Raw genomic sequence first — 12,460 nt, 5'->3', positions numbered from 1 at the left:
GTTCGGGGAGTAGGGGGGCATGAGCTCCGGCCGGTCAAGCAGGACGTCTTCTGACCGCGTCGAGGAAGGTTTTGATCACCCCTTCATCGAGGCCGTGGATGTGGATGGCGCGCTTGCTGAGGCCGCCGGGCAGCGGGCCGCTGTCGACCTGGACGGGGATTACGGGGCTGCTGCCTCCCGGGGGTGCGCTCAGCGCCTCCTCCCATCCGAGGTCGTCCTCGCGAACCAGGGCTTCCATGTGCGGGGCGACGAAGTTCTGGGACAGGACGGCGATGACCCGTTCGCCGCTGCCGCGGGCCCGCGCGACGGAGTCGTACAGCCGTTCGCGCCGACCGGCGTTCCAGCGGACCAGCTCGACGTCGTAGTTGTTCGTGCGCAGCAGGTTGCCGAGGTATTCGGCCCAGGGCTGGTCCGCCCCGACGTAACTGATCGCCACGGTTCGCGGTGCCTCTTCGGCCTCGGCCCGCGCCGGTACCGGCCCGGTGGTCCGCTGCTCGGCGCGGTCGCCGAACGCGGGGCCGGTGGCCGCCGCCTGCGCCGGGGGGAGCGGTTCGAGCTCGGCGTCCTCCGCCGCAAGGACCTGTGCCGCGACCGCGCGCACCACGGCGTAGTAGCCGCCGGCCCCGTCGAGCTGATGGGTGCGCATGAGTTCCAGCAGCCCGGAGTGCCAGTAGGGCTCCATGCGGGCGGACTTCCAGAAGTCCGGCATCGGACGCATGATCATGGGTAACGCGGCGGGGGTCTCCAGCGGCCGCCACAGGACGGGTATGAGGCACTGGTCGCGCACATCCCGCCGTGGTGCGAGCCGCTCTTCGAAGATCGCCCATTCGCGGCCGCAGTGCGGGTCGCGGGCATAGCGACCGGAGATCAGCGCGACCATCGCCAAGGCCTCGGTGGCGGCCGGAACGCTCGCGGCTCCCGGCTCGCCCAGCCGCCCTTCGGCGAACGGGCCGCGGCGGACGCGCACCTCGCGTTCGAGATCGGTGTGGAATCGACCGACCCATGCCTGGTCCTTGCCCCTGGCGTAGCTTGTGAAGAAGTAGGTCTTCACGTCACCTCGCATGCGCGGAACACTCTGCCCCGGGGCGCTGGCCTGCGGGGTCCGGGACGGCGGGTCGGGACGGCCGTTGACTTATCGCACTCATCGTAGGGGATCAGACGCCGATGATCAGGTAGAAGGTCGGACGGACTCATGCTCGCGCCATAAAATTCTGGCCATCTCCGCACATCAGGGATCCAAACAACCGCCAAATGGCCTGATGTGGCCACGTGTCCGCCATTTTTGGACGTCCTAAACTGCTCTCACGTGATCGTTTCATGGGATGTTGCTTCCGAGGTGAACGGGGGATCGGAGTGCATATAAGATGGTCTATCCATAAGCATTCTCATCGGTTGCGCACTTGTGTCCCAGGGCGGGGGCGAGGGTGACTTCACAGCAAGGCAAGGTGCCCGCCGCGGCACCCACAGGAAAGATCGTCGCGTTCTATGGCAGCCAAGCCGGAATAGGCTGTTCCATGGCGCTGGCGAACACGGCGTGGATCCTGTCCAGCGCCGGCCACAACGTGCTCATCGCCGACTGGGCCATCGGTTCCCAGAAACCTCTGGTCGACCAGTACCTCGCCAAGTTCTTCCCGAGCGAGGATATCGCCGCCGAGCAGCCGGGCATCTTCGACGTCGTGCGCGACTACCGGGACGTCTCCCGGCGCGACACGGGCCTCGACCTCGGCACGCTGTGGGAGGAGCATGGCCGGGTCGGCGACCACATCCTCACCCTCGGCTGGCCCGATGCCGGGCTCGATACCGGCCTCACGGGGAAGCTGGCCTACCTCGGCCCCGGCCGGCGCGCCGACCAGACCTACTGGACGGAGACGGAGAGCTTCAACTGGCCGCTGTTCGTGGAGAGCACGCCCGGCCGTCACTTCCTCGCCGCGCTGCGAACCGAACTGGCGGAAAGCGGGTACGACTACGTTCTGCTCGACAACCTCTCGGGTCGGTTCACCCTGGCGGAGCTCGGCGTCCAGTTCGCCGACGTACTAGTGGCCTGCTTCAAGCTGGGACACGGCGAGGAGATCGACTACGCCGCCGAGCGGACGCGGCGCCTGCGCGATCTCACCGAGCATCGCCCCGAGGGGCCCGTGCGAGTGCTGCCGGTGCCGATGCGGGACGATCGGGACCCCGCCGAGGACATCAAGCGCTTCGCCCGCAGCCGGTTCGGCCCGCTGCTCCAGGAACCCGACGAGGTCAGGCGGGCCCGGTACTGGGGTGGCATCACCGTCCCGGAGTCGCCCTACCTCAAGCGGCACCCGGTCATCGCGGCCATCGCCGAGGATCCCGACCAGCCGGGAACGGCGTTCCAGGCCTATGCGGCGCTGGCCCAGGCCATCACCGGGGACCCCGAAACCATGGTGCGGCCGTTGCCCGAGCAGAGCCGGGTCGCGCTGAAACGCAGCCTGACCTCCCCGCCGGCGGCGACCGGGTACGACGTGGCGATGCTGTTCTGCGCGGCGGACGGCCCCTGGGCGGAGTGGATGACATGGGTCCTGCAGTGCGCGAACCTGCGGGTCAGGCCGCACGGCGCCACGGGCGCGCCCGTCGAGACCACCATCGTGCTGCTGTCGCCGGACCTCCTGGAGGCTCCCGAATTCGATGAGGCCAGTGGCCTGATCGTGGACCTGAGGTCCGGCAGCCGTGCACGCGAGGACCAGCGGCTGGTCGGCGTCCGGGTCCGCGAGGGCACGCTCGGCGAGGTCCTGTCCTTGATCTCCGATGTCGACCTGGTGCCCTACGGGGAGGATGCCGATGCCGCGCAGCGGAAACTGCTCGGTTCCTTCACCTTCTCCAACAGGCTCGTGCCGCACATCGAGAACGCCCCGGAAGCCCCCCGGTTCCCCAGGTGCGTCCCGAGGGTCCGGGAGGCCAGCGCGCCCGCGAAGGACTTCGTCGGACGGGACGGCCTGCTGCGCGACCTCCGGGAAAGCCTGCGGAAGAACCGCACCACCGGGCGTCCCACGGTGCTCGCCGGCCCGACGGCGATCGGGAAGAGCAGCCTCGCGGCACAGTACGCCTGGCTGTTCGCCTACGACTACGACGTGATCTGGTGGATCCCCGCCGACGACGAGCACCAGGTGCGGACCAAGCTGGCGGAACTGCTCCCGCAGGTGCGCACGGATGCCTCCACCGACGCCCACGACGCGGTGGAGCAGGTCCTGGAGGAACTGCGCGCGCCCGGCACCCGGGAACTGCGCGCGCCCGGCACCCGGGAACTGCGCGCGCCCGGCACCCGGGAACTGCGCGCGCCCGGCACCCGGGAACTGCGCGCGCCCGGCACCCGGGACAGGTGGCTGCTGATCTACGACGGCGCTGGCGACCCGGCCGGGCTCCGCCCCCTGATGCCGTCCCGCGGGCCGGGGAACATCCTGGTGACCTCCCGGCACCCGGACTGGGCGGCGTCCGAGGCCACCGTCCTCCCCGTCGGGCGCTTCGAACGCGCCGAGAGCGTCCGGCTCTTCCGGACGCGCATCGGGCAGCTGGACGTCACCCGGGCGATGGCCCAGCGCGTGGCCGAGCGGCTCAACGACCATCCGCTCGCCATCGACCAGGCGGCGGGCTGGGTCGCCACGAGCTGGTTCGCGGCCCAGAACCAGGACTCGCCCGCCGAGCGCACGCCCCGGGAACTCGTCGACCAGCTCCTCGACATGCTCGGCGACACCGGCGAGATCACCGTCCCGGACGAGGAGCAGCGGCCCGCGGAGCTGTCGCTGGAACGCCTCGCCGGCGAGCGGGCGGCGGCGCTCTGGCTGCTGCGCGTCTGCGTGTACCTGAGCCCGGACGGTGTCGCCATGGAACTGGTCCGCTCCGCCGGGATGCGCGAGCAGGTCGGCGAGCACGACCCGGACGTGGGTGTCGATGTGACCATCGACGAGGTGGTCCAGACGCTCAAGCGCTACTCGCTGATCCGAGTCGACCAGCAGCTCGGCCGGCTGTACGTGCACCCGCGGACGCTGCGGAGCGTCCGCGACCGGATGACGGAGGCGGAACTCCAGGAGGCCCGCGCCTCGGCGCAGTCCGTGCTGGCGGCGTTCGTGCCCGACGAGGAGGCGCCCGGCCCCGTCCAGGAACGGTGCCACCGGGAGCTGCAGCGCCATGTGGCGGCATGCGAGCTCGGCGACACGGCGCACGCCGCCGACCCGGTGCGGGCCTGGGCCGTCCGGCAGGTCAGGTACCTGTACCAGAGCAACGACTGGCAGGTGGCCCGTGAGCTGGGCGAGGAGTTGTACGCCCGATGGACGACCGACTTCGAGCAAGGCGACCGCTACCGGCTGGAGCTCCTCGTCCAGTTCGCCAACGCGCTGCGCGAGCTGGGCGAGTACGCCGAAGCCGCCCGCTGGGACGAGGAGGCCGGTCGGCTGCGCGCGGAGGCGCTGCCGTCCAACCACCTGCTCGGCCTGAAGATCCAGCGCAGCACCGCGGCCGACCTCCGTACCCAGGGGCTGTTCGAGCAGGCGGCCCTGCTCGACCAGCAGACGCTGGAGGCGTTCCGCGAGCGGCTCGGCGAGGAGCATCCCGACACGCTCCGGGAGGCCAACAACGTCGCGGTGTCACTCAGGCTGACCGGCGCCACGAAGGCGGCGATGGAGCTGGACCGCTCGATCTACGAGACACGGTGCCGGGTACTGGGCGAGCAGGCACGGGGCACCCTGCACACGCTGGTCATGCTCAGCATCGACTACAGGGAGATGGGCGAGTACGGCAACGCCCGGAGTCACCTTGAGACGGTGCTCGCCATGCTCCGCTCCAACGGCGGGAACAGCACTCCCGCCGCGCTGAGAGCGGCGCAGGCCCTTGCCGTCACCCTCCGATACGACGGGGAGGTGGAAAAGGCGCTCCAATCCATCACCGACACCTGGCACGGCAGCCGGCGCTTCTACGGCCCCCACCACCCGGCCACGCTCTCCTGCGCCGTCAGCGTCGCGGCGACCCAGGCGGCACTCGCCAGGAACACGGAGGCGCTCGAGCGGGGACGGCTCAACCTGGGGCTCTACCGGAAGGTTTTCGGCAGGTCGCATCCGTTCACCCACGCCTGCCGGGCCAACCTCGCCGTGTACGCGCGCCGCGCCGGACGGCTCGTCGAAGCCCAGGGAAACGCCGAAGAGGCGTGGCGAGCGCTGCACGACGACCCGAATGTCGGGCCGGAACACCCGTTCACGCTCGGCGCGGAGATCGGCTACGCCAACGCGCTGGCCGCGGTCGGGGAGACGGACCCGGCGTCCGAACGCGAACGCCACGCCTACACCAGCTACCGGGAACGGCTCGGGCCCGGCCATCCGCTCAGCCGGATCGCCTACACGAACCTGCAGGTGACCGAGGACATGAAGACCGAGGCCGACAACGGCTTGGACGGCAGCCTGCGCAGGGACATCGACCTTGAGATTCCGCCGACATGACAAGAGAGCGCGCCGGCGCGCAAGGGGGTATGTGATGACGCAGCAGGTCCCCGAGAGCGGCAACGGGCCGGGGCTGAAGATCACCGAGGGGCAGCCGAGCCGGTCGGCGACCGGCTCGGAGAAGCTCAAGAGCCTCGGCCGCGAGGCCCTGCGCGGACGCACGGTGCAGTACTTCGCGTACTACGTCCGAGGCAACCAGCTGTTCTGGCAGGACACCTTCGACTCCGACGACGAGCCCGGGATCGAGTCCCCGGACGACGCCAAGCGCAAGCGCGAATGGGTGCACGCCACCGGCCAGCGGCTGAACTACGTCGTGGCCCGCCTCGACAAGGCGTTCTCGCCGGTGCAGAGCGGCCGCCTGATCCGGTGCGTGTTCGACGTCGGGGACGGGGCGGTCTTCTACCATTCGCCCTTCTTCGGGGAGTACCTGGTGGGCGCGGTACTGGCGGACACGCCGGTGGACGTGGCCGACGCCACGATGGGGCAGTTGTGCGACCGGGTGCGGCTCATCCGCGGCTACGGGGGCCATCTGAACCTGGCCGGCGCGGACACCGAGTACGACGTGGACGTCGACGAGGCCGACCTGGCCGAAGATGAGCCGTACATCGACGAGTTCGGGCTCAACGGATCCCGGCCGGAACTCAGCGGCCACTTCCGGTCCGCGCTCAGTGCCGAAGCGCTGCACTACGTGATGTACCTGGAGGGGGCCGAGCCGATCCGGTCGGCGGACCTGCTCCGGCATCCCAGGCTGGAGCCGCTCACGGTCGGCACCGACCACGACGCGCGCAGGAAGCATTACGAGCGCATCGGCAAGCTGACCTACATCACCAGCCACCGGATGGACCGCACGCTTCTCCCACTGCTCGGCGGGGTGCTGCGCCGCGTGGTCCTCGACGTCGAGGCGGGCGCGCTGTACTTCCGGCGGCTCGGCGAGGACGACGCCCTCATCGGCGTGACCCTCGACCAGGCCAAGGTCGCTGTGGCGGAGGCGTCGCTCAACACGCTCGCGCAGGCGATCGCCGACCGGTGACGCGGGACGCGGGACGCGGGACGCCGGACGGCGGCTCAGGGCAGGACAGGGGCGTCGGCACCGGAGATCCTGGCCATCCACGCCTCGTTCTGCGCGGATATGACGAGTTCGCACTCGGCGACGAAGGCGTCGTTGTCCCTGGCCGGATCGGCGGACGCGGCGGTCCGGTCGCGCCGGGCCAGCAGCCTGGTCAGCTGATCGGCGGTCCTCGTGTACTCCAGTTCCCGGTACTCGTACTTGGCGGCGGCCGCATGCGTGCCCACCGCGGTGGCGAGCATGGCGGACACGGCGACCCAGGCGGCGATCTCTCCCACTTGAAAAGCTCCCGCCACCGCGCCGAAGACCGCTCCGGCGGCGCCCAGCGCGAACTCGATCCGGCGGACCACCCGGACGCTGCGGCCCATCAGCAGCGCCTTGGGCCGGTAATAGCCGTCCAGTTGCCACTGGACCCGCTCGCTCACGTAAGAGTCGATGTCGGAGACCGCGGGGAGTGCCCGGGTGCCCGGCTCGATGCCGGTGAGGCGGGGAAGCAGGTCGGTGCCGTCGGCCTCGATGCGTTCGGCCTCGTCCAGCAGTGGACCGGGCCCGGGTGCGCCGCGGTACCGGCCCGCCCCCGCCTGGTAGGTGTACACCTCCGATTTCAGCGCCTCGGCGATCGAGCGGAGCCGCGTCCAGTCCCGGGTGGCGTCCGGCCCCGCGGATCTCGCGGTGAGCGGGACCAGTGCGGCGGCGACGGCGGCACCGAAGGCTAGGAGTTTGCCGAGCAACCCCAGTTGCATCGTCTGGGCGGCTGCGGCGCCCATCACCGCGCTGGCCGCGCCGAGTAGCAGGCTCGCCAGCCGGGTCCGTCCGATCAGGCGGTTGAGCCGGTCGGCGCCCTGCGACCAGACGCTCTGACGGTCCCAGACCTGCTGGATATCGGACATCTCACCGGGCATATCTTCGCCCCCCGTGGAACGTCATAGGTCGAGATTCGGCCCTGCGGAGCGGGTGGTCTGCTCGTCGCACGGCCGAGGTGAAGCCTCTGCCGCCCTCACCTTCCGCGCATCGGTGTAGCTGACCGACCGGGACGTGAGCAGCCGGGTGCGTCCGTCCCGGATAGCCGCCCAGGAACGGGCACGGCTGTAGCCAGCGTTGGTGAGTGCGTGCAGCGCGTTGATGACGACGATCGCGGGTGCGACGGTCGCCACCACACTGGGGAACATTGGGGTGAGCAGGAGCGAGAGGACGATCGCCGTGATGCCGTTCTGTTGCGCGATCGCCAGTTGGACGCGATCGTCGGCGGCCTGTTTCCTGGTCAAGGGAAGGCTGACGAGCGCGTGCACTACGAACGCGGTCACGCCCAACACGATCCCGGCAGTGAACAGCACCCGCACCGACAGCAGGAAGCCGACACCGAGCACTGCCAGCAGCAGGGCGATCTGGGTCAGCATCGCAAGCGAACGTTCGAACGCCTCGGGGGCCCTGGCCAGTGCCGGGCGGACGAACAGGCCGATGAGCGCCACACCGAGCATCCAGAACTGGGCGACCGCCGCGACGGTCGCGAGCAGCAGCAGCCCGCAGCCCACCGCGAAGCCGGCGACCGTGTCCGGGCGCCATTTCCGCAGCGCCCACCACACGCCGCAGACCACCGCCGCGAAAACCACGTTGACGGCTACCCCGAGCAGGAAGGCGCCCAGACCACCGCTCTGCAGCGCGGCAAGTTCGCCGGTCCGGTCGAGATCGTATGCCGCCGCCGAAAGCGTCGCGGCATAGACGGTGAGCAGGGTTGTCACCGGATCGTCGAATGAGGCCCACGCCAACAACAGCGTCCTGCCGCGTGGGGACAGCCGCGAGGAATGCTGCAGTGCGGCGACCGACAGCGGATCTATCTGCGCGACCGCCACACCGAGCACGAGCGCATCGGGTCCGGGGAACAACGCCACCATGACCAGCGTGATGATGGTGGCCTTGACCAGCACCCCCACGGTGACGGCGAGCACCACGACACGCAGATCCGCGCGCATCCGCGCGTGCTCGATGCCGTGCGTGCTGCTGTAAAGCCCGATTGCAAGCAGCACCGTGATGGCATAGAAATACGGTTGTCCGTTAACCAGGTCTCCGACTTGTCCGGCTCCGGCGACCCGGCCGGCGGCCACCCCCAGTGCGATAATGACGAGTGCGATGAGAAACCGCCTGATGGCCGGGCTGCGGGCCATCTCCGGCGCTCCCATTTGGGGCGACTCCTTTTCTCGCCCCGTGGTCATCCCCTCACGAGCCGCTTCGATACCAACGTTCGGCATTACTGCCGGGAGTTCAAACGATAGTCGGCGAAGCGGTCGTGGACCAGCATCCGGTGAAAGATGTAACCCCGGGTGAAGATGACCTCGTGAGCGTGGATCGGTGATCAGTTGGGGATGGTCTCTCGCCCCAGGGCGGCAGTATCGATCATGTCGCCGCGAGAGCGCTGTGGCGACGCTGTCGAACGCGGCGCAGAGTGGTTGATTGTCGAACAAACCGACTCTTTTGGTGTGGCGAACTCGACGTTGGCCAGGTTGGGCCAGATTTGGCCGCGCGCCTCGAAACCGAGTCATGCTCAGTTCATCGGCAGCCCTCAGAACTGGGAGCAGTCCTCCGACTACTTCGCTCCGGGAGCACGCACACGCACCTTTGGGTAGCCGCGCGAACCGACGCTCCCCGACTCACGGGCCGTTTTCAGGGTCAGGTGACGGGAGGTGTCAGGAACGCACGGTGACGTGGCGGATAAGGTGCACGTCGGTGAGTGGTCCTGTGGAGGCGGCGAATCCGAATCTGACGGTGTTCGGGATGGGCTCGGGGGCGGGGAAGCGCAGGACCTGACGGAAGCCGTCTCCGTCCTGAAAATCGACGTCGACCGCTATTACCGGGTTCGGCTCGCGTGAGATCGCGACACGGACGATCCGTTTGACCGGTTCCAGCAGGGTTTCGGCCTGCGTCGGCGTGACGTCGGCGGGCATGGTCTCCAACTCGCCGTGGAGTCGGCCGGGCAGTGTCGATCGCCAGGTGCCGAGGGAGGTCTTCTTGCTCGTCGTGGCGGCGAGGACGCAGTATCCGTCGACGCCGTTCCCTGGACCGCGGGCGGTCACGATGTTGGGTCCGGGAGGAGGCGGCTGAAACGAGGTCCCGGCCGGGGAACGCCGCTGGCAGCCATTTCCGCGCTTTTCTCCGTCGCCGAAGTAGTCGCCCAGCACGTCGAGCCCGATGCCGAGGTAGCCGCCGGCGACGCCGGGAACAAAATGGGCGCCCGGCCTGTCGTCCGGCAGTTTTTGGGCGTAACCGAGGCTTCCACCGAACGCGCCCGGCGTGGTGAGCCGTTCGGCGCCGTCGGTGAGGAAGAAGGAGATCCCGTCCGCGGGTGTCCGCGTGGTGCCGCCGTACTGCCACTGCTCGAAGGTCACCTCCAGGCCGTCCTGGACCGGGACCGGCGAGTCGAAGAGCACGGCGCCGGTCTCTTCGACATGGGCGTCGGTGAGCTGGAGATAGCCGTGCGGCGCCGCATCCGCCGGTGGGGCCGGGCCGGCCGGATCCGGGTGGCAGCCGCTGAGCGGATGGTTCGTGGCTTCGGCGACCTTCCCACCGCGCGGAGCACCCGTCAGGCATGCGGCCCCGTATCCCACGAAGCGGGTGTCCGCAGTGGCCGCGATGAACGACTCGCCGACCAGTACCGCTTCAGGACGCCGGTCTGCCACCGGAGAACGTCCGGTCGCCGCGGTCGCCGCGACCATTCCGATCGCCGCGATGGCGCGAATCACCCCATGGGCCATGTCGTCGACCTTCTCCGCAAGTTTGAAAAGTTTCCTCCTGTCGAATTCATCTGAACACGAGATCACGGCCAGTGCGCCGGGTTTCCTCAATCAAGTCGGTGTTGCCGTCAAATCATTACGAAAAGGCGTGGCATCTTTTCGATCGGTCACGTTGTCGCCATAACCGGGTCAGGCATCTTGCCCGGATCACCGCGACCGTCCGGACAACGGGTCCCGGACTCCGTTCCACAGCCGGTGAACCGGGTCAGCGCGGAGACGATTCGCTAGACGGCCTCGACATCGTAGGTACCCGTCAGATCTGGCCGCTGCTCTCCCACCCGGCCCAGTCCTCGATGATCACCCGTCGCCCTGCGGAACCTCGTTGCTCGCGGGCACCCGCCGAACCTCGATCTTGGACCCGGGGGCCGCCGGGACCCGCTTGGCCCACTCGACCGCCTCCTGCTGCGAGGCGACGTCGAGCAGGAAGAAACCCCCGAACAGTTCCTTGGTCTCGCCGTACGGCCCGTCCGTGACCATGGGGGCCTCGCCGCTGAAGTCGATCACGATGCCCTGCCCGGGATCGTCCAGCCCCACCCATGACAGCGTCCGGTCGTGCTGGCGTGGTCACTCGCGCCGATGAGGCGTCGTACAAGCACGGTCGTCGCGTGCGACCGGCCGCTCCTCCGTCCACGACAGGGGTCGCCTTCGGGGCCGTCCAGGCGACCGGGTGGATCTGTGTTGGCTAATCGGTTGTGGCGTCTAGGTCGCCGACGTACAGGACGGCGATGTCGGTCCGGATGACGCGCGACTTACCCGGTCTGCGCTCGGGATAGGACCAGACGAACCCTTTGCCGCCGACCCGGAAATCGAAGCCGTCGCTGTCGATCTCGACCACGTGAGGTAGCGCAAGAGCCAACCGGCGAACGTCATCGGCGTCAGCCATCCTGGTCACTCCCAGACACCAGTTTCTGCACACGTGCAGGCTACGGGGTGGCTGGTTTGCGGGCGGTGAGCAGGCGGGTCGGGACCCACGGGCTGCCCCACCACGCGCGCCAGCCGAGGCCGCGCACGCGGATGTCCTGGGCGTTCAGCCGGGCCAGTACCGCGGCGTACTCGCGGGGCGTCCGCGCCAGGTCTGCGATCAGCAGGCGGCCGCCCGGCCGCAGCACCCGGTACGCCTCGGCGATCGCTTGGGCGCGGGCGTCCGCGCCGAAGATGGTGTGCACCGTCAGGCTGGACACGACCAGGTCGAAGCTCGCCTCCGCGTACGGGAGTCGGCGCAGGTCACCCCCTTGCACGTGGACGCGGTCGGCGACGCCCTCGGCGCGGGCGTTGTGCAGGGTCGCCGCCGGGGTGTTGCCGGACTGGTCCCGTCCGCGCCACAGGTCCACGCCGACCGCCCGGCCCTGCGGGAGGTGCCGGGCGGCGGCCAGCAGGACGGCGCCGCGTCCGCAGCCGAGGTCGAGCAGCCGTTCGTCGCCACGCAGGTCCAACTCGTCGAGCACGTCCCGCCAGACCAGGAACTTGCCGCGTAGCGTGGCGTGCAGGCTCAGGGCCAGGCATCCCGCCAGCAGGGTGCCGGAGACCAGCGCGGGCAGCGCGGCGGCCAGATCGGCGGTGACCGCCATCACCAGCCCGGTCACCCAGAACCCCAGCACGACCAGGCCCACGAAACCGAACCCATAGGGCGCATCCATCCCGTACCGAGCGCCAGGCATCCCGCCACTCTGCCACGAACCGGCCGCCCCGGCGCCGGCCACGACGCACTGATCCGCCGCCGAGTACCGACACCGTGGTGACGCCGACCCGGCCTTCATCCGCGACGACGACGCCCACCACCCGCCTACGCGCCACCCATGCCGCCCGGGAGATCGACAGTCCTGACCGGGCACTCACCTGCACAGACGCACGACGCTCCAGAGTGCTCGTTCGGTTTCGCGCGAACGCGCACCCTGGAGCAGTCGACTGATCGCTTCAGGACTTATCAGTCCAGTAAGGCACCGGGAAATTGAGCCTCGGATCGAGATCGCGAAGTTCGTGGTCGGATCGGAATTCCAGGCCGCTGAGTGTGTCCATTCACGGGGTGAAGCCGTGATCGGGCCTTTGCCGGTGGTGTCCAGGGGGTTCCGGTGAGGGCTTGGTGGATGGCGTCGATGGGGCGGACGCCGTGGTTGCGGGCGCTGATGAGGTAGGAGCGGACCTGGCAGTAGCGTGCGGCGGTGGCC

Annotated in this window: 8 protein-coding genes and 1 pseudogene; 2 read left to right on the top strand and 7 right to left on the bottom strand. The window is 69.3% G+C overall.

Going from position 1 to position 12,460, the window contains the following annotated elements; translation table 11 throughout:
- Window positions 1-34: 34 nt before the first annotated feature.
- Window positions 35-1,063 carry a toll/interleukin-1 receptor domain-containing protein gene (locus tag HUX53_RS14640; RefSeq protein WP_176403733.1) on the bottom strand — a complete coding sequence of 343 codons (1,029 nt, stop codon included), beginning with the start codon at window positions 1,061-1,063 and terminating at the stop codon, window positions 35-37.
- A gap of 451 nt (window positions 1,064-1,514) precedes the next feature.
- Between HUX53_RS14640 and fxsT the strand changes: the two genes are divergently transcribed.
- Complete coding sequence (fxsT, locus tag HUX53_RS14635) at window positions 1,515-5,444, top strand: FxSxx-COOH system tetratricopeptide repeat protein (RefSeq protein WP_176403732.1); 3,930 nt, start codon at window positions 1,515-1,517, stop codon at window positions 5,442-5,444.
- 34 nt (window positions 5,445-5,478) lie between these two features.
- The gene (locus tag HUX53_RS14630; RefSeq protein ID WP_176403731.1) at window positions 5,479-6,474 is read left to right on the top strand and encodes a hypothetical protein; all 996 of its coding nucleotides are present in this window, start codon (window positions 5,479-5,481) and stop codon (window positions 6,472-6,474) included.
- 35 nt (window positions 6,475-6,509) lie between these two features.
- On the opposite strand, the gene HUX53_RS14625 is transcribed toward HUX53_RS14630, so the two are convergent.
- The 6 genes and pseudogenes from HUX53_RS14625 to HUX53_RS14600 form a co-directional block, all read right to left on the bottom strand.
- Window positions 6,510-7,400, bottom strand: a complete 891-nt coding sequence (locus tag HUX53_RS14625) for a DUF4231 domain-containing protein (protein WP_176403730.1) — start codon at window positions 7,398-7,400, stop codon at window positions 6,510-6,512.
- 33 nt (window positions 7,401-7,433) lie between these two features.
- Window positions 7,434-8,687, bottom strand: a complete 1,254-nt coding sequence (locus HUX53_RS14620; protein ID WP_176403729.1) for a hypothetical protein — start codon at window positions 8,685-8,687, stop codon at window positions 7,434-7,436.
- A 504-nt stretch (window positions 8,688-9,191) separates the two neighbouring features.
- A complete protein-coding gene (locus HUX53_RS14615; RefSeq protein WP_176403728.1) occupies window positions 9,192-10,256 on the bottom strand; it encodes a hypothetical protein in 1,065 nt (354 codons plus the stop codon).
- Between the two features lie 292 nt (window positions 10,257-10,548).
- Window positions 10,549-10,826, bottom strand: a pseudogene (locus HUX53_RS14610) (YciI family protein); the annotation flags it as partial.
- Between the two features lie 151 nt (window positions 10,827-10,977).
- Window positions 10,978-11,130, bottom strand: a complete 153-nt coding sequence (locus HUX53_RS14605; protein WP_217919439.1) for a hypothetical protein — start codon at window positions 11,128-11,130, stop codon at window positions 10,978-10,980.
- 88 nt (window positions 11,131-11,218) lie between these two features.
- Complete coding sequence (locus HUX53_RS14600) at window positions 11,219-11,953, bottom strand: class I SAM-dependent methyltransferase (RefSeq protein WP_176403727.1); 735 nt, start codon at window positions 11,951-11,953, stop codon at window positions 11,219-11,221.
- Window positions 11,954-12,460 lie beyond the last annotated feature (507 nt).

It is taken from the genome of Actinomadura sp. BRA 177, from assembly GCF_013372625.1.
In the GTDB taxonomy this organism is placed as follows: domain Bacteria; phylum Actinomycetota; class Actinomycetes; order Streptosporangiales; family Streptosporangiaceae; genus Spirillospora.
The sequence above is the reverse complement of the archived record's forward strand: the minus strand, read 5'-3'. Positions and strand labels throughout refer to the sequence as shown.